The organism is Microbulbifer maximicatervae (SeqCode) (assembly GCF_052467325.1).
In genome coordinates this window covers 5,114,348-5,136,639 of record NZ_CP174310.1, presented here as the reverse complement: position 1 = coordinate 5,136,639, position 22,292 = coordinate 5,114,348, and the positions used below count along the sequence as shown (strand labels likewise).

The 22,292-nt window shown below is 52.6% G+C and carries 16 protein-coding genes; 2 read left to right on the top strand and 14 right to left on the bottom strand.

All coding sequences use genetic code 11. From position 1 onward, the window contains the following. Positions 1-299 precede the first annotated feature (299 nt). On the bottom strand, positions 300-4,166 hold the full coding sequence (purL, locus tag ACJJIE_RS22800) for a phosphoribosylformylglycinamidine synthase (protein ID WP_444893067.1): 3,867 nt from the start codon (positions 4,164-4,166) through the stop codon (positions 300-302). Between the two features lie 413 nt (positions 4,167-4,579). Between purL and mltF the strand changes: the two genes are divergently transcribed. Then, positions 4,580-6,058: a membrane-bound lytic murein transglycosylase MltF gene (gene mltF / locus ACJJIE_RS22795; protein ID WP_444893066.1), complete on the top strand. Its 1,479-nt coding sequence runs from the start codon at positions 4,580-4,582 to the stop codon at positions 6,056-6,058. A 94-nt stretch (positions 6,059-6,152) separates the two neighbouring features. Continuing rightward, on the top strand, positions 6,153-6,557 hold the full coding sequence (locus ACJJIE_RS22790; protein WP_444893065.1) for a hypothetical protein: 405 nt from the start codon (positions 6,153-6,155) through the stop codon (positions 6,555-6,557). Between the two features lie 25 nt (positions 6,558-6,582). Here ACJJIE_RS22790 and ACJJIE_RS22785 read toward each other — a convergent pair whose 3' ends face one another. From ACJJIE_RS22785 to ACJJIE_RS22725, 13 genes are all read right to left on the bottom strand, one after another. Then, on the bottom strand, positions 6,583-7,236 hold the full coding sequence (locus tag ACJJIE_RS22785; protein ID WP_444893064.1) for a TIGR04282 family arsenosugar biosynthesis glycosyltransferase: 654 nt from the start codon (positions 7,234-7,236) through the stop codon (positions 6,583-6,585). Next, positions 7,229-7,903, bottom strand: coding sequence for a TIGR04283 family arsenosugar biosynthesis glycosyltransferase (locus tag ACJJIE_RS22780; protein ID WP_444893063.1), 675 nt, complete (start codon positions 7,901-7,903; stop codon positions 7,229-7,231). The genes ACJJIE_RS22785 and ACJJIE_RS22780 overlap by 8 nt, the downstream gene beginning before the upstream one ends. Continuing rightward, the gene (locus ACJJIE_RS22775; RefSeq protein WP_444893062.1) at positions 7,903-9,378 is read right to left on the bottom strand and encodes a dihydrolipoyl dehydrogenase family protein; all 1,476 of its coding nucleotides are present in this window, start codon (positions 9,376-9,378) and stop codon (positions 7,903-7,905) included. The genes ACJJIE_RS22780 and ACJJIE_RS22775 overlap by 1 nt, the downstream gene beginning before the upstream one ends. A gap of 7 nt (positions 9,379-9,385) precedes the next feature. Continuing rightward, positions 9,386-10,069: a TVP38/TMEM64 family protein gene (locus ACJJIE_RS22770; RefSeq protein WP_444893061.1), complete on the bottom strand. Its 684-nt coding sequence runs from the start codon at positions 10,067-10,069 to the stop codon at positions 9,386-9,388. A 32-nt stretch (positions 10,070-10,101) separates the two neighbouring features. Continuing rightward, the gene (arsS, locus tag ACJJIE_RS22765; RefSeq protein ID WP_444893060.1) at positions 10,102-11,049 is read right to left on the bottom strand and encodes an arsenosugar biosynthesis radical SAM (seleno)protein ArsS; all 948 of its coding nucleotides are present in this window, start codon (positions 11,047-11,049) and stop codon (positions 10,102-10,104) included. A 5-nt stretch (positions 11,050-11,054) separates the two neighbouring features. Next, a complete protein-coding gene (gene mtnP / locus ACJJIE_RS22760; protein ID WP_444893059.1) occupies positions 11,055-11,954 on the bottom strand; it encodes an S-methyl-5'-thioadenosine phosphorylase in 900 nt (299 codons plus the stop codon). 434 nt (positions 11,955-12,388) lie between these two features. Further along, positions 12,389-13,108, bottom strand: coding sequence for a M12 family metallopeptidase (locus ACJJIE_RS22755; RefSeq protein WP_444893058.1), 720 nt, complete (start codon positions 13,106-13,108; stop codon positions 12,389-12,391). Positions 13,109-13,587: 479 nt separating this feature from the next. Further along, complete coding sequence (gene sucD / locus ACJJIE_RS22750; protein WP_108734154.1) at positions 13,588-14,460, bottom strand: succinate--CoA ligase subunit alpha; 873 nt, start codon at positions 14,458-14,460, stop codon at positions 13,588-13,590. Between the two features lie 2 nt (positions 14,461-14,462). Further along, a complete protein-coding gene (sucC, locus tag ACJJIE_RS22745) occupies positions 14,463-15,629 on the bottom strand; it encodes an ADP-forming succinate--CoA ligase subunit beta (protein ID WP_282933818.1) in 1,167 nt (388 codons plus the stop codon). Positions 15,630-15,790: 161 nt separating this feature from the next. Beyond that, entirely contained in the window at positions 15,791-17,233 is a 1,443-nt protein-coding gene (gene lpdA, locus ACJJIE_RS22740) for a dihydrolipoyl dehydrogenase (protein ID WP_444893057.1), read from the bottom strand. A 65-nt stretch (positions 17,234-17,298) separates the two neighbouring features. Then, positions 17,299-18,498, bottom strand: a complete 1,200-nt coding sequence (gene odhB, locus ACJJIE_RS22735; protein WP_282933820.1) for a 2-oxoglutarate dehydrogenase complex dihydrolipoyllysine-residue succinyltransferase — start codon at positions 18,496-18,498, stop codon at positions 17,299-17,301. A gap of 46 nt (positions 18,499-18,544) precedes the next feature. After that, entirely contained in the window at positions 18,545-21,376 is a 2,832-nt protein-coding gene (locus ACJJIE_RS22730; protein ID WP_282933821.1) for a 2-oxoglutarate dehydrogenase E1 component, read from the bottom strand. 211 nt (positions 21,377-21,587) lie between these two features. Then, positions 21,588-22,292: a succinate dehydrogenase iron-sulfur subunit gene (locus tag ACJJIE_RS22725; RefSeq protein WP_282933822.1), complete on the bottom strand. Its 705-nt coding sequence runs from the start codon at positions 22,290-22,292 to the stop codon at positions 21,588-21,590.

Below are 22,292 nucleotides of genomic sequence, written 5' to 3'. Positions count from 1 at the left end.
CGAGCGGAATTAAATGTGAACCCTAATCCCAGCAAGACATTGGATGGAGCAATGAGCAAGTAAACTGCAAATACAACAGATAACTGCACCATAGCAAAAACGTTATTTCGAATAATCGTTTAAGTATAGCAGTAGCTGAAGTTTCTACTTTAAGGAAGGGAAAAAATACGCCAGGAAATGAAAGGGCTGAAAAATATTACAGAAATATTTCTATTTTTACTAAAGATTGTGGTGACCTGAAACGGCCACCACAATCTTTACGCGTACCTCGGCAGGCAAAGCCGAGGGAATGGCCTGTCTTAGTCGACAAACACCCGCGCGTTGCGGAACAAGCGCATCCAGCCGGAATCCTCTTTCCACTCATCTGGATGCCAGCTATTGCTGACAGCTCGAGCAACACGCTCAGGATGCGGCATCATAATAGTCACGCGGCCATCCTCAGAACTCAGGGAGGTAATACCATTTACCGAGCCGTTGGGGTTGGCCGGATAAGTTTGGGTGATTTCCCCTTTGTTATTCAGGTAGCGCATCGCGATAGTGCCGGAAGCTTCACACTTCTCCAGCGCCTGCTGGTCAGCAAACTCCACTCGCCCCTCACCATGAGCAACGGCAACCGGCATGTAAGTACCCGCCATACCTTTAAACAACACGGAAGGTGAGTCCTCAATGCCCACCAGTGCGAAGCGCGCTTCATACTGCTCAGAGAGGTTGCGCACAAAGCGCGGCCAGTGATCAGCACCTGGAATCAGCTCTTTGATCACTGAGAACATCTGGCAACCGTTACACACCCCCAAGCCGAAGGTATCGTTGCGATTGAAGAAGCCCTCAAACTGATCGCGGGCACGATCGTTAAACAGGATGGTTTTAGCCCACCCCTCACCAGCACCTAGTACGTCTCCGTAAGAGAAGCCACCACAGCCCACCAAACCTTTGAACTCATCCAACGCTACACGGCCAGACAGGATGTCACTCATATGTACGTCGACAGCGTTAAAGCCAGCGCGGTGGAAAGAGTGCGCCATTTCCACTTGGCTGTTCACACCCTGCTCTCGCAGTACAGCAACTTTCGGGCGAACACCTTTAGCGATATAGGGTGCGCTGATATCGTCGTTGATATCGAACGTGAGGTTTACTGTCAGGCCCGGGTCTTCTTTGGCGATTGCAGCAAATTCCTGCTCGGCGCACTCGGCGTTATCGCGCAGGGATTGGATACGGAAGCTGGTCTCTGACCAGATCTGCTGCAATTCAGCGCGAGAGCGCTTGAAGATTTCAACACCGTTATTGGTGATGCACAGGTGTTCGTTATTGTTCAGGTAACCGATCTTGTGGGTGGGTACACCCACAGCGGCAAAGCGCTGTACCAGCATATCCGCTTCACAGGCGGGAACCTGTAATACCGCACCCAGCTCTTCACTGAACAGCGCCGCAATCGGGTCTTCACCCAATTCGTAGATTTCCACATCCATACCCACGCGGCCGGCAAAGCCCATTTCCGCCAGGGTTGTAAACAGACCGCCGTCGGCGCGGTCGTGGTAGGCCATGATCAGGTCTTCATTCAGAGCCTGCTGTACCACCTCGAAGAAACCTTTCAGCTTCTTGGCATCGTCCATGTCTGCGGGCTTGTCACCCAGCTCGTTGTAGACCTGCGCCAGACAGGAGCCGCCCAAGCGATTTTTGCCGGCACCCAGATCGATAAACAGTAACTCACTCTCACCTTTATCGGTGCGCAGCTGCGGTGTCACTGTCTTGCGGACATCAGTTACCGGAGTAAAGGCAGAAATTACCAGAGACAGCGGTGCAGTAACCGATTTCTGCTCGCCCTCTTCCTCCCAGGCAGTGCGCATAGACATGGAGTCTTTACCCACCGGGATGGTAATGCCCAATTCAGGACACAACTCCATACCCACCGCTTCTACGGTTCGATAAAGTTTTTCCTCTTCACCCGGATGGCCCGCTGCACACATCCAGTTGGCGGAGAGTTTGATATCGGACAGTTGCTTCACTGGGGTACAGGCGATATTGGTAATTGCCTCACCCACTGCCAGGCGGCCCGAGGCCGGTGCATCCAGCAATGCCACCGGGGTGCGCTCCCCCATAGACATGGCTTCGCCGGCGTAGCTGTCATAGGCAACGGTAGTTACCGCGCAATCGGCCACCGGCACCTGCCAGGGACCGACCATCTGATCGCGGGAAACCTGACCGGTTACAGTGCGGTCACCGATAGTGATCAGGAAGCTCTTGCTAGCCACTGTGGGCAGGCGCAGCACCCGCTCAGCCGCTTCATTCAGGTCGATATCTACTGTGGAAAATGCCTTACTTTCCACCTGGCGAGTTTCTGCTTCACGGTGCATGCGCGGCGGCTTGCCGAACAACACCGACATCGGCAGGTCTACTGGCTTGGATTCGAATTGCTTGTCATTTAACAGCAGGTGCTTGTCTTCGGTAGCTTCACCGACAACGGCGTAAGGCGTGCGCTCACGCTCACAGATTTGCTCGAAGCGCTCCAGATCTTCCGGCATCACTGCCAGTACATAGCGCTCCTGGGACTCGTTACACCAAATTTCCAGCGGGCTCATACCCGGCTCATCACAGGGCACATTGCGCAGTTCAAAATTACCGCCGGTACCGCCATCTTTCACCAACTCGGGGAAAGCATTGGACAAACCGCCCGCACCCACATCGTGGATAAAGGCAATGGGGTTGCTCTCACCCAACTGCCAGCACTGGTCGATCACCTCTTGGCAGCGACGCTCGATTTCCGGGTTTTGGCGCTGTACTGAAGCGAAATCCAGATCTTCAGAGCTGGAGCCGCTGGCCATACTGGAGGCTGCACCACCACCGAGGCCAATCAACATCGCCGGGCCACCCAGCACTACCAGTTTGGCGCCAGGGGAAAACTCGGGCTTGTCTACATGCTCTTCGCGGATATTGCCGTAACCACCAGCCAACATGATCGGCTTGTGATAGCCGCGACGCTCGCCATCGAAATTTTCTTCAAAGGTACGGAAGTAACCGCAGATATTCGGGCGGCCAAACTCATTGTTAAATGCTGCACCACCGATCGGGCCTTCGATCATAATATCCAGAGCGGTAACAATACGCTCAGGCTTGCCATAGTTGGCTTCCCAAGGCTGCTCCCAGCCGGGAATGCGCAAGTTGGAAACCGTAAAACCGGTCAGGCCCACTTTTGGTTTGGAGCCACGGCCAACTGCACCTTCATCACGAATTTCACCACCGGCCCCGGTACCAGCACCGGAGAAAGGAGCAATCGCGGTAGGATGATTGTGGGTTTCCACTTTCATCAGCAGATGAATGGCTTCAGTGCTGAAACCGTATTCCTTGCTGTCAGGATCCGGGTAGAAACGCCCCGCTTCGCTACCAGTAACGACGGCTGCATTATCCGCATAGGCGGACAACACATTGTCCCCCCCCCTCTGGTAGGTATTCTTGATCATGCCGAACAGGGAGTGCGGCATTTCTTCGCCGTCGATGGTCCAGGAGGCATTGAAGATCTTGTGGCGGCAGTGCTCGGAGTTTGCCTGGGCAAACATCATCAGCTCTACATCTGTGGGATTGCGCTCCAGCTCTTGGAAACTGGTGAGCAGGTAATCAATCTCATCTTCGGCCAAGGCCAAGCCCAAGGTGACATTGGCATCTTCCAGAGCTTCGCGACCGCCCTCGAGAATATCCACACCGCGCAACGGGCGCGGCGCTTCTTCTACAAATAATTGCTCAGCTTGAGCAAAATCGGTGAATACCGCTTCAACCATACGATCGTGTAAGCGGGAGGCCAACACAAGGCGTTCAGCTTCGGTTAACTCGACACCGGTAACGTAGTAGGCGATGCCACGCTCCAGGCGATGAACTTTGTTCAGGCCAGTGTTATGAGCAATGTCAGTAGCCTTGGAAGACCAGGGAGAAATTGTGCCCGGACGCGGCACTACCAGGATCAACTCGCCTTTCGGCTCGTGTTTTTCCTCGGTTGGGCCGTATTGGAGCAATCGCTCCAGCAGGGCCATCTCCTGGTTATCCAGTGAGTCGCTGTCTGCAAAGTGAACGAACTCAGCGTAGAGATCGTCGATGGTCGGTTGCAGCGCGCGCAGTTGATTGAGCAGGTTTTTATGGCGGAATTTCGACAGTGCAGGAGCACCACGCAGAACTAACATTGCGGGAGATAGCCTCTTGTCTAAATGAGAAAGATTGCGCGAATGGGATTTCGCACAAGGCCCCGGAAATTTGAGAGGCGCAATTGTACCTGAAGCATCGCTACTCCAACACACCCGCCCGACACTTGGGTACACATGAACTAATTAGTAACCTGAATGTTCAAAAGACCAGCAAGCTTGGCTGTAAATAAACCAACTTTGTATCAAAGCCAGGCTCGCCTACCTAAGTCTGTAATGCTTTGCAAGCGCGCAGATCACAGTGTTCAAAAGACAAACTGGGCAGATTGTCGTCAAATAATGTAAAATTGGCGGACTGCGTCAAATTTTGCCTTCGTATTTGAGAGCGAAATCGACATACAGGGCCTTAGGCACAACAGCAAATAAACCAACGGACTAGCTAGAGAGGACAGCCTATGATGATGAAAAGCCGTATGCTGCGCTACGTCCGCCGCGTGTGCAAAGGGATCGCCTTGTCCTGCTGCGCCTCCCTGCTGGTTGCCAGTAAAGCACCAAATACGCTCGAGCGTGTCAAAGCCACCGGTGAATTGGTTGTCCTGTCACAAAACGGCCCCACCACTTATTACGAAGACGCCTCCGGCAACCCGACCGGCTTTGAATACGGCATGCTGCGTGCATTTGCTGAAGAGCTGGGGGTGAAATTGGTAATTCGCGACGTGCACGATCTGGACGAAATGTTCGACCAGCTGCGCGACCCGGAGGGTGGCGCGCACTTCGCAGCTGCCGGCCTCACGGTAACTCCAGAGCGTCGCGAACAAGTCCGCTTTACCCCATCCTATTTTGAAATTCGCCAACAGGTTATCTACCGAGTTGGCGAACAGCGGCCGCGCAAAACTAGCGATCTCGAAGGAAAAAAGGTCGCCGTCATCGCAGGTAGCGCGCACGCAGAAGAAATGAAGAAACTCTCCGCCCGCTATACCGAGTTGGATTGGGAGGAAGTTTCCGACGTGGACGCCATGGAATTGGTGGAGATGGTGCAGGAAGGAAAATACAATTATGCAATTGTCGATTCCAACGCCTATGCAGTTCACCGCGGCCTTTACCCAAACACTGCGGTTGCGTTCAACCTCACCCAGTTCCAGCCAGTTTCCTGGGCCTTCCCACAAAGTGATGACGACAGCCTCTATCGCAGTGCACGCCGCTTTATGTTGCGCGCCAATACCAATGGCATGATTGCCCAGTTGCGGGAAGAATTTTTCGGCCACGTCAGCGACCTAAATGTGGGCGGCGCCAAGGCCTTTGCCAAGCGCAGCCGCGAGCGCCTGCCCCAGTGGCGCGGCACCATGCAAAAGGTTGCCGACCAATATGACCTCGACTGGCACCTGCTAGCAGCCCTCAGCTACCAGGAGTCCTATTGGAATCCGCGTGCCCGCTCTCGCACCGGCGTGCGAGGCCTGATGATGCTGACTCTGAACACCGCAAAAGATCTCGGTGTAAACCGCCTAAACCCCGAAGAGAGCATTGAGGGTGGTGCCCGCTATATCGTACAAATCCGCAACAAACTGCCGAATCGCATTCGCGAGCCCGACAGAACCTGGATGGCCCTGGCTGCCTACAACGTAGGCTATGGCCACCTTGAGGATGCCCGGGTACTGACAGAACGAATGGGCGGCAATCCAGATCTTTGGCCCGATGTACGCGAACACCTGCCCCTTCTGGCCAAGCGTCAGTATTACAAGACCACCAAACACGGCTATGCCCGAGGCTGGGAGCCGGTGACTTATGTACAGAATATCCGCCACTATCAAGCCCTGCTGAGCTGGAGTAGCCGCATCGAGGAACAACGACTGGCCGCAGCCAATGATGAAAACGGTGGGATCCTTGCTGAGAACAGCGCAGTGAATTCCGAAGCCAGCGCCGCCCCCGCTCTCTAATCCCCCTCTAGGCCAGCTTAACCTGGCCGAAGAAAGCCCCAAATGTCTCCACCTTAATCTATATTCATCTGGTCCCGGTTGGAGTACCTGAGCGATGGATAATCCAGATACGGTAAGAGAGATCGAGCAGTTTATTGACTACCTCGTGCAGGCCGGGGTGTACTGCAGGGAAGACGAACTAGAAAGTGTTTACCACCGGGAAATGCAGGTCTTCATACTAGATCCTTCGGACCGGGTCACAGTGGCAGACAAAACGGCCTTCATCAATATGTTTAAAGCCAAGCGTGACGCGGGTGAACTACCTCTCAACGACTGGAAAAAAATTCACCACATAGTGGCAAATGAAAGCAGTGCTTTAGTGATCTTCTCGCGAAAAAATAATTTGGCTGGCCAGGAGCAACTGTTAAAACTGGCGATCGATTTGGTGTATGAAGATGGGCGCTGGCAGGTCACGCGGGAAGTTATATTCCTAGAGCCAGCACTTCCTGGTTCAAGCTAGAAATACTCCTTACTCTCGATTGCTTTTAATCTGCTTCCCGAAAATCTGCCAGACTCCTCGAAAGAGCTCTAGGTAAAAACTGCAAATCCTCAGGTTCATCAATATCCGCAAGCACATCCAATTGCTGACACTGCATGTCACATTCCAGTAATCGCTCCAGGGTTTGCTGGGCAACGACTTCAGTGCTCCAACATATATCTTCAAACAAGCGAGAATGCAGGTACTTCAAGCCCAATAGGGTGTAGCCACCATCATTTGCGGGATACATTACAGAGTCCGTGTGCACTAGCGCCACAGCTGCGGCTCGGAGTCTTTCTGCATTTAATGCCGGGCAATCTGTCCCCATCAAAAAGAGCCCCTGGCCAGCGGCGTAGGAACTTTTTGCAGCCCGCCACAAGCGCTGACCGAGATTACCTTCTGACTGGCTGTAAAGCTTTACCCCCTGAGGCAACTTGAACTCCTGCCAGAAAGGGTGCCTGGAGTTAGGCGCAACATGGAGCTCGACAGGGCCCAGATCCGCCTTAACCGCTTCTGCCAATGTACCCTGTAATAACTGTAATGCGAGAGCGGCTGCGCCCTTCTCTCCCAAAGTAGGAGTTAGCCGAGTTTTTGCATACCCTGGCAATGGAGCCTTAGCCATCACTACAAGACGCATGGGCGGCAATAGAAAACTACTCATAGCGCTTTGCCAAACTCTCTGCTGATACGCCCCGCCAGTAATCAAAACGCAATCGCCACATCAATAAAATAGTTCTCAATACGCCGTACTTTTCCCAGCGACGCCCTGAGGTTTCTACTTTTTCCCGAGAACAATAGGGCCAGTAATAACTGCGCAAACGACGACTCAGCTCAATATCTTCCATCAACGGCTGCGCAGGAAATCTACCGATAGCTTCGAACAAACCACGGCGCACAAAAATGGCCTGATCCCCTGTAGCAATACCACTAAAACGAGAGCGTAAATTAACTAGAGTCGCAATCAAGGGAAACCAAAAACTGTGTCCGACAATTTGAATATTAAAACGCCCCCAGTGAGCATTCTCCTTTTCGAGGTTCGTGATGGACTTGAAGGCATCTGCCGGCAGGCGGCTATCGGCATGCAAAAACAATAACCACTGACCTTTAGCCATTAACGCACCGGCATTCATCTGAACCGCCCTACCCCGAGTGGCGTGGACCAGCTGCAAATCAGACTGCTCTAGGATCTCAACACTACCATCGGTACTGCCGCCGTCTACGACAATAACCTCACAATCTTCCTGCGCGTTCAATTGCTGCAAGTGCTCCAGTAAAGAGGCTATTTGTTCCTTTTCATTTAATAGAGGGACTATCACACTGAATTGCATTAGTTGCGCCTCCAGCGGTTAAAAACCTCTAAGAAACGTAAAATAGCTGCTGGTGCGTGAGCACGTTTCCAATTTCCCGCGACAAATTTATTGGCTTCACTCATAGTGGGGTAGATATGAATCGTTGAGAGAATCTTATTCAATCCCAGCCCATGTTTCATCGCCAAAATAAACTCCGCAATTAATTCCGCTGCATTCTCACCGACAATGGAAACACCGAGTATTTTATCTTTCCCCGGCACCGTGAGTACTTTCACAAAACCCCGGCGCGCACCATCGACAATCGCTCGATCTAAATGTTCGAGATCGTAGCGGGTTATCTCGTAATTAACATTCTGTTTACGAGCGGCCTCCTCAGAAAGGCCAACACTGGCCACCTCAGGATCAACAAATACAGCACTGGGAACTAATGAATAATCTACGGCAAATTTTTTGAGATCACCAAAAAGTGCATTCACCGCTGCATACCAGGCCTGGTGGGAGGCCATATGGGTAAACTGATAAGGTCCGGCAACATCCCCTGCAGCAAGAATATGGGGATAGGTTGTACGCAGGTATCCATCCAATTGAAGCCTGCCACTTTCCTGCAAGCCCAAGTTTTCAAGCCCAAGACCTGCCAATTTCGCTTTTCTACCCAGCGCCAGAATTACTTCATCAAACTCCAACCTAACCTTATTGCCCTTATTCTGAACAATTAGGGTTCCACCGTTTCGTTCAGGACTACCCTCAAATTCAACGGCTTCATGATCTGTTAATATTTCTACACCATCGCGGGTGAGCGCCTCAGTTACGGCTGCGGATACTTCCGTATCAAGCTCCGGTAATATAGTATCGGATCTCTCCACCAAGACGACTTGCGAACCGAGCCGGACCAATGCTTGTGCCAGCTCACAACCTATTGCCCCGCCACCTAACAACACCAGTCGGCGGGGCGGAGCTTGTAGCTGGGTAAAGCGATCCCACAAGGTATCGCTTGTGAGGTAATTCACTTGATCGAGTCCGGGAAACGGCGGGGCACTCGGCTCAGCGCCGGTAGCCAATACAATAGCTCTCGCCGTCAGTATTTGCTCTCCCCTACCGTTTAGACAGGTCTTCACCGTCCAGGGGTCTACCAACTCTGCGGTTCCCTGTAGTACTTCAACCCCAAGCTCGGTATAGCGCTCAACACTATCGTTGGGTTCGATTGCTTGAATTGATTCTCTGACATGCTGCATAACCCGGGGAAAATCAATTACGGGCTCTTGAAGAATAACGCCAAACTCACTTGCACATCGCGCCCTATGGGCCTGCCGCGCGCACATAATCAATGCTTTGCTGGGTACACAGCCGGTATTGAGACAATCACCACCCATTTTACCCGCTTCGATCAGAGTAACTTTTGCTTTAACCGCCGCAGAGATATAAGCCGTGACCAAGCCCGCCGCACCACCACCAATAACAATTAAGTTACGATCAAACTTCTTAGGTTTCTGCATAAATCGATCACCCGGCCTGACGCCTGCGCTTAAGCCAGTTGAGCGCATATTTTGCAATTAAGGGAAACACACCCAATAGAACAAAAGACAATAACAGTGGCAAAGATAAAATATCCTTGAGATTTTCCACTCTCATCAACTGGGTGCCGGCATTTACGTAAACTATCGTACCCGCCAGCATTCCGAGCTGGCTAACCCAGTAGAAAGTCCAGGCTTTAATATGGGTGAGCCCCATCAGGATATTAATTAAGAAAAAAGGGAAAGCCGGCACCAATCGCAGCGCAAAAAGGTAAAATGCCCCCTCCCGCTCAATTCCCTTATTGACGACTTGAAGCCGCTCTGAGAAACGCCCCTGAATATAGTCCCGGAATAAATATCGAGCCATTAAAAAGGCCAGGGTGGCACCGATACTGGAAGCAAACGAAACGATTACAGTACCCCAGAAAAGACCGAACAATGCGCCGGCTGCAATAGTTAGAATTGCTGCCCCGGGAAGTGATAAGCCAGTCACCAAAATATAGAAGATCAGAAACAAAAACCCGACTAAAAGCGGCGACGACATCTGCCAGCGCTTAAAGTCCTCCGCTCCATCCTTTAACTTTTCCAGGCTCAACCAGTGGTGCAGATCAAGCACGTAGAAAGCCACCACCAATACGACAATAGCGGCTACCAGCAGGATTTTTTTACTCATCGTTTTCAGGTTCCATCTGCCTTAACAGAAAGCTAGAGAGCCCCACCACAACTACTTCCCTGCCCGGCTGTACAACCGTAACAGTGATCTGCAACGCAAATTGCCGCCCCCTTTAGATCTATCTCGATTAAATCTCGCAAATGTAATCGGCCGGGAATAGGCATGTTGAGTTGTTGGTTAAAATCGCAATCAAATAGGTTTCCCTGCCAATCGACACTAACCAAGCTACGACACATAACATCAGCGAGATTATCCGCACTGTAACTGTCTTTAAGTAGCGCCATATAATCGTGAAACTGCCCCTTGGAAACCAACATGGAACCAAAACGCTTGATTGGCATATTGGCGAGAGCGAACAAATGATTAAATTTAATGGAGAAGTGGTTCGCCAACTCTCTTCGGTAGTCCGCCTCCAAAGCACTTTGCTCCGGGGGTAAAAAGGGTCCCTGGGGGTTATAGACCAAGTTGAGCTCTAGGCCACTGCCGGGCTTGCCGTAGCCCAATGCATTTAATTTTTGTAGCGCGGCAATACTCTTATCGAATACCCCTTTACCTCGTTGCTTATCAACATTATCGATTGAGTAACACGGCAGGGAGGCAACGACCTCAACCTGGTTTTCAGCGAGGAATTCTGCGGTATCTTCCTGGCCCGGCTCAAAAAGAACTGTCAGGTTGCAGCGATCTATTACATGTACTCCTCGCTCACGCGCCCCTCTTACAAGGGATCGAAAGCCCCAGTGCAATTCCGGGGCCCCACCAGTCACATCCAGCACACGGGGTTTACGGACCGTGAGAACCTCCAATAACAGCGCCAAATTTTCGTCCGACATCATCTCGGTTCGATTAGGCCCAGCATTGACGTGGCAGTGTAAACAGCGCTGATTACAACGGTAGCCAATATTGACCTGCAAGGTCTCAATGGCCCCCCGGTGCAGAGAGGGGAAGTCCGATAGCTCCAGCAGGGGTAAGGTCTCACGCATCGATATCACTGCTCCATTTCTTCAAGCTCTGGTTCTGTCGGAGCAAGCAGTGGTTTTATTACAGCTTGTGTCTCCTCAGGCATAGCTTCGAGCGGAGTCACCAGACCGCTCAACAGTGCTGTATGAGCGGAGGACTCCGGTTGCTCAGCGCCTAAAATACGTATAGCTTCCATCGCAATCTGCTGCGCGCGCGCGGCATTTTGCTGAAGATTAGCAATCGCTATCTCTGCGGTTACCGCCTCCTCACGAGGGTGCCAACAATCGTAGTCAGTAGCCATGGCCAGCGTGGCATAGGCAATTTGTGCCTCCCGGGCCAACTTGGCCTCAGGCATATTGGTCATACCGATGACCGACGCCCCCATACTGCGATACCAGTGGGACTCGGCACGGGTGGAAAACTGGGGGCCCTCGATACAGATATAACTGCCGCCCCGGTGTAACTCAATTGGCTGCTCTGCCTGGGTCAGCGTGAAAGCACGCGCCAAACTATCAGCGACAGCAGGGCATACAGGATCGGCCATGGACACATGGGCAACCGCACCATCTCCAAAAAAGGTACTTTGCCGCCGGCGAGTCATATCAATGAACTGATCGGGGATTAACATATCCAGCGGCCGTACCTCTTCCTCTAGGGAGCCCACAGCTGAGAGAGATAGGATGTAGCGCACGCCCAGCTGGCGCAGGGCATGGATATTTGCCTGATAAGGTACTTGGGAAGGGACCAGGTGATGATTGCGACCATGACGGGCCAGGAAAGCTACTGGCACACCTGCGAGCTTACCGCAGACAATGGCATCCGAAGTCCTGCCAAAGGGAGTGTCGATATGGACCTCCTCCACCTCAGTCAACCCCGGCATATCGTACAGACCACTACCTCCAATCACCCCAATCAATGCCCTGGTCATATCCGCTCCTAAACAGTTGGTTTTCGGCAGTATAGGAGTGGGGGCAAGTCGTGTATATCACCAGCGACGATAAAGGAAACTTAGAAAAGCCGTGGCATCTCTATTACCTATACCCTGGCCGCTAAAATTTTACAGGTAAGCTAGAGTTATTCTTCAGAATTTAGATCAATAGAACGTCACGATTTACAGCTTACGATAATGAATTTCTATCCACCACATTAAGAGCTGACAGTTAATAATCGTCTACACCGAAAAGGCAATATTTTCCTGGCAAAACCCAGCAAATTTTTTTCTTGATTAACAGATATAAAATTGAATTTCAAAGAGGTTGCTAAAACTCAGTCCGGCACCGTGCAGCAACATAAAAAAGGGAGCACAAAACTCCCTTATCTTTATTTTAAACAAATAACCGCATCGCACCGTCGATCTTTTGGCTATATCAAAGGCCCGGCAAAAGATCTCGGCAGAGTCTGGCGATTGCCATCATAGAGATATGAAAGCATATCCAAATCTCCAACACTGGGATTCCAGGTAGAGCTGTTCACCTGATTAGCCGATATTTTACAGCCTCCCTCACGAGTGTTTTTTACAATCCCCAGTGCCCTTGCCTGGTCGTCATACATCATGATTGAATTTCCATCAAAAGCAGAATTGTGTGTTAAAAACCGGGTGAGAGTTTGCACCCGAGTTTGCTTTTGCAAGGAGTCCAGTGTGTTCTTCACTGACAGAGGTGCATCGGCACGCATGTGTTCGTGGGCCAAACCCAGTGTATGACCGATTTCATGGGGAAGGGAGGCAATCGCAGCTCTATTGGATTTCCAATCTACACCACAATATTGATCGGTTTTATTGGTAAACCCTACTGTCGCACTACTGCGATCGTCCTTAATGGTAACCACTCCACGGCCTGCCGCTCCAACCTGCAGGAACTTAATCGCTGCAAATCTGAACTTTCGATAAATGCAAATTTCCCAATGAGATATAGCCTTTTTTACCGAATTAACATAACCGGAATCTAAATTGGAAGGCACGTAATATTTCACCACACCATTCGGCCAAACCCCACCTACCTCTTCATTTCTATCCAAAGAAAATCCACCAAAGTCTATCTTATAGGATATTTTTCGAATATTTTTATCTATAGCTAGCCCCATGCTGACGCACCTCCTGAAAAGTTATTTTCGCTGCCATAACGAGAACCAACACTGCCGCACCAAATTCGGCAAGTCAAAATTCACCCCACAGAAAGAGAAAACAAAAAGAGGGAAGAGATCACAAAAAACCTTTTCCTAACACCAAAACCAAAATCGATTTCTGTAATAAAAAATATTCAAATATTTTCAGCAAACAACCAAAAGAACCAGGAACTACAAGAAAAACCTTACAAAACGCAGACTTACGTGGCTTATAGATAGAAGTAAAAAAATGAAGAGAGAATGAAAATCAACTTTCAGCGAAAAAAAGAAAACTTAACAACAGATAAAACTGTAAACACCATGAAAATGTAAAGATAGGTAAAACTATTTACTGGGGGAGCCCAGCGCAACCCTGCCTAATCTGACCCGACTTTATACAGCCATAAAAAAAGCCACCCAATGGGTGGCTTTTTTGAAAACTAAAAGTTGGCAATTACTTACCAGCCAGTAATTTCCTTCAGAGCGTCGCCGATCTGAGCCAGGGAGCGCACGGTTTTAACACCAGCGTCTTCCAGAGCAGCGAACTTCTCGTCAGCGGTGCCTTTACCACCGGAGATAATCGCGCCCGCGTGACCCATACGCTTGCCGGGAGGAGCAGTTACACCAGCGATGTAGGAAACTACAGGCTTGGTAACATTTTCCTTGATGTAAGCAGCTGCTTCTTCTTCAGCAGTGCCACCGATCTCACCGATCATAACGATTGCTTCGGTCTGCGGATCGTTCTGGAACATTTCCAGGATATCGATGAAGTTGGAACCCGGGATGGGGTCACCACCGATGCCCACACAGGTGGACTGGCCAAAGCCGTAGTCGGTGGTTTGCTTAACCGCTTCATAGGTCAGGGTACCGGAACGGGAAACGATGCCCACTTTACCCGGCTTGTGGATGTGACCTGGCATAATACCAATCTTGCACTCACCCGGAGTGATAACACCCGGGCAGTTCGGGCCGATCAGGCGCACGCCCAGCTCATCGCACTTCACTTTAGCGTCGAGCATATCCAGAGTCGGGATACCTTCGGTGATACAAACAATCAGCTTGATACCAGCGTTGGCCGCTTCCAGGATGGAATCCTTACAGAAAGGCGCAGGTACGTAGATTACGGAAGCTTCAGCGCCGGTCTTCTCTACCGCTTCTTTAACGGTGTCGAATACTGGCAGGCCCAGGTGAGTCTGGCCGCCTTTACCCGGAGTTACACCACCAACCATCTTGGTGCCGTAAGCAATCGCTTGCTCGGAGTGGAAAGTACCCTGGGAGCCGGTGAAGCCCTGGCAGATTACTTTAGTGTCTTTGTTAATCAATACTGACATGATTATTTACCCTCCGCAGCTTTAACCACTTGCTGAGCCGCATCGGTCAGACTGGTAGCCGCGATAATGTTCAGGCCACTGTCGCTCAGAACCTTGGCGCCCAGATCTGCGTTGTTACCTTCCAGGCGTACAACAACCGGTACTTTAACGCCAACTTCTTTTACTGCGCCCACAACGCCTTCGGCGATCATGTCACAGCGAACGATACCACCGAAGATGTTGATCAGTACGGCTTTTACGTTCTCGTCAGACAGGATGATCTTGAACGCTTCAACAACGCGCTCTTTGGTCGCGCCGCCGCCAACGTCCAGGAAGTTAGCTGGCTTGCCGCCGTGCAGGTTTACGATGTCCATGGTACCCATGGCCAGGCCAGCACCATTTACCATGCAGCCGATGTTGCCATCGAGAGCTACGTAGTTCAGGTCGAACTTGGCAGCGTGCGCTTCACGGGAATCTTCCTGGGAAGGATCGTGCATTTCGCGCAGGTCAGCGTGGCGGTACAGCGCGTTGCTGTCGATTACCACTTTGGCGTCCAGGCAGTGCAGGTTGCCTTCGGTGGTGATTACCAGCGGGTTGATTTCCAGCAGGGCCAGATCTTTTTCCTGGAACATTTTTGCCAGGCCGAGGAAGATCTTGGTGAACTGCTTAACCTGAGTCGGGTTCAGGCCCAGTTTGAAAGCCAGCTCGCGCGCCTGGTAAGGCTGAGCGCCTACCAGTGGATCGATGGTGGCTTTCAGGATTTTTTCTGGAGTCTCTTCCGCTACTTTCTCGATCTCAACGCCGCCTTCGGTGGAAGCCATGAAAACGATACGACGGGTGGAGCGGTCAACAACGGCGCCAAGGTACAGTTCTTGATCGATGTCAGTGCAGCTTTCAACCAGGATACGGGAAACCGGCTGGCCATTTTCGTCTGTTTGATAAGTTACCAGACGCTCGCCCAGCCACTTCTTGGCAAACTCTTCAATCTCTGCCTTGGAATCTACCAGCTTTACACCGCCAGCCTTACCGCGGCCACCAGCGTGTACCTGGGCCTTTACTACCCACTTATCACCGCCAATTTCGTCAGCCGCTGCTGCTGCCGCTGCCGGGGTTTCCGCTGCAATGCCTTTGGAAACCGGCAATCCGTATTCCGCAAACAGTTGTTTGCCCTGATACTCATGCAAGTTCATAGTCAATACCAATTCACATATAAAATGTGTTTACTAATTGCAGATCACTCTGCACCTGAAAGAGAAATTTAAAATTTCCGTCGTTGCAAATTTCAAATTCCACAAATGAAACCGGGGCGCTAATTAATCAATAATTAGTGCCCCGAAATCGAAAAATATTCTTACTTGCGCTTCTTGCGATTTACGGTGTGAATCGCATGGCCGTTCACGCCCAGCGCCGCTTCTTTCACAGTTTCGGAAAGAGTCGGGTGCGCAAATACCGTCATACCGATGTCTTCAGCGCTGGAGCCGAATTCCATCGCGATCGCCACTTGCTGAACCAGGTCTGCGGCAGACGGGCCAACAATATGGGCACCCAGTACGCGGTCAGTTTCCGCGTGAGCAATGATTTTCACAAAGCCCTGGGTATCGTTGGCGGCCATAGCGCGGCCGTTGATAGCAAACGGGAAGCTGCCTACGTTGTAGGGCTCGCCATCGGCCTTCACCTGCTCTTCTGTGCGGCCAACCGCAGCGATTTCCGGGTGAGTGTAAATAACGTTGGGGATCACGTCGTAGTTCATCATCGGCTTCTGGCCAGCGATGCGCTCGGCAACCACAACACCTTCTTCTGAGGCCTTGTGTGCCAGCATTGGGCCGCGCACCACGTCACCAATCGCCCATACGCCCGGTGCAGAAGTCATGCACAGGTCGTTGACATAGATGAATCCACGCTCGTCCATCTTCACACCGGCATCTTCAGACAGAAGGCCTTCGGTGTAAGGACGACGACCAACGCAAACGATCAGCTTGTCGAAAGTTTCCTGGTGCTCTTTACCATCTTTGTCCTGGTAAGTAACAACCACTTCTTCGCCCTTCACTTCGGAGCCGGTTACGCGGCAAGCGAGGCGAATATCCAGGCCCTGCTTCTTGAAGATTTTCTGGGACTCTTTGGCAACCTGTTGGTCCATGATCGCCAGGAATTTATCCATCGCTTCCAGAACAACCACTTCGGAGCCCAGGCGGTTCCATACAGAACCCAGCTCCAGACCGATAACACCGGCACCGATAACACCCAAACGCTTTGGAGCTTCAGAGAATTCCAGAGCACCGGTGGAATCGACAATAATTTTGTTGTCTACCGGAGCGGGCGGAATATTTACCGGTACAGAACCGGAAGCCAGAATGACGTTTTCGGCTTCGTAGACGGTGCTGTTGCCTTCGTCGTCGGTCACTTCCACTTTCTTGTTCGCCAGCAGTTTGCCGGTGCCGAAAATGGAGGTCACTTTATTGGCGGTGAACAGACCTGCTACACCACCGGTCAGTTTCTTAACGATCTCGCCTTTGCGCTCGATCATCTTGCTCACATCCATCTTGACCTTGCCGACTTCAATGCCGTGCACGTCGAGAGCATCTTTGGCTTCGTGGTATTTCCAGGAGCTGTCCAGCAGTGCCTTGGAAGGAATACAGCCAACGTTCAGGCAGGTACCGCCATTTACGTATTTACCTTCCTTGTTTTTCCACTTTTCGATACAAGCCGTTTTCAAGCCCAACTGAGCGGCACGGATGGCAGCGACATAACCACCAGGACCGGAGCCAATTACGATTACGTCAAATTTTTCGGACATGATCAGTTCCAGATATTTCTAATGCAGTGTGATCGAGGGGGCCCGCAGGCCCCAAGATTTATTGTTTAAACTTCGAGCAAGATACGCGCTGGATCTTCGATCATTTCCTTGATCGCTACCAGGAAGCCAACCGCTTCCTTACCGTCGATCAGACGGTGGTCATAGGACAGCGCCAGGTACATCATCGGCAGGATTTCCACCTTGCCATTTACCGCCATCGGGCGCTCCTGGATTTTGTGCATACCCAGAATTGCAGTTTGCGGTGGGTTCAGAATCGGGGTGGACAGGAGGGAACCGAATACACCACCGTTGGTGATGGTGAAGGTACCGCCAGTCATCTCTTCGATAGACAGTTTGCCATCGCGGGCGCGAACACCCAGATCACGGATATTGTTTTCCATATCCGCCAGGCCCATGTTCTCCGCGTTGCGCAGAATCGGCACAACCAAGCCTTTCGGAGAGGAAACCGCTACACCGATATCCTGGTAACCGTGGTAAACGATATCGTTGCCGTCGATAGACGCATTCACTGCGGTGTAACGCTTCAGCGCTTCTACTGCAGCTTTTACGAAGAAGCCCATAAAGCCCAGGCGAGTACCGTTGTGGGTCTTCTCGAACAGGTCTTTGTAGTTCTTGCGCAGGTCCATAATCGGCTTCATGTTCACCTCGTTAAAGGTGGTGAGCATGGCGGTGGACTGGGAAGCGTCCAGCAGGCGCTCAGCGATACGCTTGCGCATACGGGTCATAGGAACACGCTTCTCTACGCGCTCACCCGGAGCAACCGCAACTTCAGCAACAGCGGCGGCAGGTGCAGCAGCGGCAGCCGGCGCAGTGCCCGCTTTCATTACGTCTTCCTTGAGAACGCGACCACCTTTGCCAGTGCCTTCAACACCGGCCAGGTCTACGCCCTTCTCAGCAGCCATTTTCTTGGCAGATGGCATGGCAATTTTGTCGCCAGCCGCAGGAGCTGCGGCTTCGGCAGCCGGAGCTTCTGCTTTTTCTTCCGCCGGGGCAGCAGCTGCGCCAGCGCCCGCTTCAAACTTGGCAATCACCTCATTGGAGAGAACGGTATCGCCCTCACCCTTGATGATTTCAGTCAGGGCACCATCGGCAGGTGCAACAACTTCCAGCACAACTTTATCGGTTTCGATATCCACGATCAGTTCATCGCGGGACACAGCTTCACCAGGTTGTTTATGCCAGGTGGCGACAGTTCCGTCCTGAACTGATTCAGGGAAAGTTGGCGCTTTAATCTCGATCGTCATTTTTTCTGTTTCCTGAGATTGACTCTTCACTTATTACTGCCGCCGGTTATTTGACGGTCAGCGCCTCGTTGATGAACTTATTCTGTTCTTCAAGGTGCGTGGACATATAGCCCGCCGCAGGTGCTGCGGATGGGGCGCGGCCCACATATTCCAGATCCAGCTTCGGGTGGGTTTCCGACAACAGGCGACGCAAGTGGTGCTGACTGGAGTACCAGGCGCCCTGGTTCATGGGCTCTTCCTGACACCAGGCAACACTCTTGATCTTCTTGAATGCGGAAACCGCTTCCACAAACTCTTCATCCGGGAATGGGTACAGCTGCTCGATTCGTACGAACGCCACATCTTCCTGTTCGCGCTCCATACGGGCTTCCAGCAGGTGGTAGTAAACCTTGCCGGAACACAGAACCACACGCTTCACTTTGTCTGGATCCACACCCTGGTCCTGGATCACGTTGTGGAAGCGACCTTCTGCCAGCTCTTCCAGGCTGGAGGTGGCCAACTTGTGACGCAAAATCCACTTTGGACTCATAATCACCAGAGGACGGCGCATTGGGCGCACAGCCTGGCGACGCAGCAGGTGGAAGATCTGTGCCGGGGTAGTGGCATTACACACCTGGATATTGTGCTCCGCACACAGCTGCATAAAGCGCTCAAGACGCGCAGAGGAGTGCTCCGGGCCCTGGCCTTCGTAACCGTGCGGCAACAGCATTACCAGGCCGCACATACGGCCCCACTTGTGCTCACCGGAAGTGATGAACTGGTCGATCACAACCTGGGCACCGTTGGCGAAGTCACCAAACTGGGCTTCCCACACCACCAGGGACTTTGGTGTCGTGGTGGCGTAGCCGTATTCAAACGCCAACACCGCCTCTTCGGACAGCAGCGAGTCGTAGATATAGAAAGGCGGCTGGTCTTCAAACATGTGCTGCAAAGGCACATAGCTCTGACCGTCTTTCTGGCTGTGAACTACCGCGTGGCGATGGGAGAAGGTACCGCGACCCACGTCTTCACCGGTAAAGCGGACCATAAAGCCCTCTTCCAGCAGAGTACCGTAAGCCAGGGTTTCCGCCATACCCCAGTTCAGAGGCAGGGCGCCACCGGCCATTTTGCGGCGGTCTTCATAAATTTTGGAGACCTGGCGCTGCATTACCACGCCATCGGGCACGTTGGTCATGCGAGTGGCGACATCCTGCAGCTTCGGCAGCGCGTAGCCGGTATCTGCAGGCACCTGCCAGTCGTGGCCCAGGTAGGGGCTCCAGTCCACAAACATGGAGGAGTCCGGCTTCTTCACAAGACCGGTAGCAACGTCTTCACCGGCATCCAGCTTGTCGCGGTAGTCGTTGGCCAGCTTGTCTGCGGCAACCTTGTCCAGGATGCCCTCGCCCACCAGCTTCTCGGAATAGAGCGTGCGGGTAGTCTTGTGCTTGCGGATAGTCTGGTACATCAGCGGCTGGGTACCAGAGGGGTCATCGGTCTCGTTGTGGCCGCGACGACGGTAGCAGACCAGGTCGATAACGATATCTTTCTTAAATTCGTAGCGGTAGTCCACCGCCAGCAGCGCGGCCAATACGACCATTTCCGGGTCATCGCCATTTACGTGCAGCACCGGCGCATCGATCATCTTAGCGGGATCGGTGGAGTACTCGGTGGAGCGGGCATCTTCGCGCTTGCTGGTGGTAAAGCCCACCTGGTTGTTCAGTACGATGTGCACAGTACCGCCGGTGTAGTAACCGCGGGTCTGGGACATCTGTAGGGTTTCCTGCACCACACCCTGGCCGGCAAAAGCTGCGTCGCCATGGATGTTGATCGGCATTACTTTCTCACCGGTCGCATCTTTGCGGCGATCCTGGCGGGCACGTACGGAACCCACTACCACAGGCGCACTGATTTCCAGGTGCGACGGGTTAAAGGCCAGGGCCAGGTGCACTTCCCCACCGGGAGTCATCACGTTGGAGGAGAAGCCCTGGTGGTACTTCACGTCACCGGAAGTATCGAGGGTCTTCTTGCCTTCAAACTCCTGGAACAGATCCGCAGGGTTTTTACCGAGGATATTGACCAGGGTATTCAGGCGGCCGCGGTGGGCCATACCGATCACCACTTCCTTCACCCCGTAGGTGCCGGAGCGACGGATCAGGGCGTCCATCATCGGGATCAGGCTCTCACCACCCTCTACACCGAAGCGCTTGGTGCCGGGGTACTTGGAATCCAAGTGGCGCTCCAGGCCTTCAGCGGCGGAAAGACGCTGCAGGATTTCAATCTGGATGTCGGTGCCGAAGTTAGCTTTAGACTGGCTGCGCTCAAGGCGCTGCTGGAACCACTGCTGCTCTTCCAGGTTGGAGAGATGCATGATCTCCGCACCCAGATTGCCACAGTAGGTATTCTCCAGACCCTCGACGATTTCACGCAGGGTCGCCTCTTCTTTACCGAGGAACAGGCTACCGGTATTGAAGGTGGTATCGAAATCACCCTCAGTCAGGCCGTGGTAGCTCAGTTGCAGGTCGGGCACCTGTTCGCGAGCCATCAAGCCCAGGGGGTCGAGGGTCGCTTTTTTATGGCCGCGATGGCGGTAGGAATCGATCAGTTGCAGAACTTTAATCTGCTTGCGCTCGTGCTCAATATTGGCAGAGCCGGCCGCACCGGGAGCGGCCACCGGGCGCGCGCGGTGTTTGCTGAGCAGCTCAAAGTGCTGGCGAACAGCGGCGTGGGAAACATCGCTGCTGCCCTCAACGCGGGGGAGGCTATCGAAATAATTGCGCCACTCCTCGGGGACACCGTTGGGGTCGTGCAGATAGGTCTCGTAAAGCTCCTCCACGTAGGCAGCATTGCCCCCGGAGATATGGGAGCTACGCCACAGCTGCTCCATGGTACTTTCGTGCATGTTGATGCCTACCTCAATTGCAGTGTGCTTATCTTCTCTTGAGCCACTGCGCTTTCCTTTCACTCACAAAAGGGGAGGCGCACAAAGCCACCTCCCCTTTTCAGTTTTTTACCGGTTAGAACCGGCTTTTTGTCGTTTGCTTGGCACCCTACCTGGCACCGGGTTCGCAGAGCGCGAACCCCAGCGGGCCGATAACCGGCCGCAGCATCCCCTACACGGCGCGGGTCAGCAGCATATTGCGGATATGGCCGATCGCGCGCGTCGGATTCAGTCCTTTCGGGCAAACATTGACACAGTTTTGAATACCGTGACAACGGAATACGCTGAAGGGGTCATCCAGATTTGACAGGCGCTCATCAGTAGCCAGGTCGCGGCTATCTGCCAGGAAGCGGTAAGCCTGCAACAAACCAGCTGGGCCGATAAACTTGTCCGGATTCCACCAGAAAGACGGACAGGAAGTGGAACAGCAGGCGCACAGGATACACTCGTACAGACCGTCGAGCTTTTCGCGATCTTCCGGAGACTGCAGACGCTCGATGGCCGGAGCCGGAGTATCGTTTTGCAGGTACGGTTCAATCTTCTTGTACTGCTCGTAGAACTGCTCCATATCCACAACCAAGTCGCGGATAACAGGCAGGCCCGGCAGCGGACGCAGAACCAGTTTACCCTTGGGGGCAGCTTCAGACAGTGGCGTAGTGCACGCCAGACCATTGCGACCGGAAATATTCATACCGTCAGAGCCACAAACGCCCTCACGGCAGGAACGACGGAAAGACAAGGTCTGATCTTCGGCTTTCAGCAATTCCAGAACGTCCAACACCATCAGGTCCTTGCCCTTGGTGTCCAGTTCATAGTCCTGCATATAAGGCGCTTTGTCGGTTTCCGGGTTGTAACGGTAAATGCTTACTTTCAACAT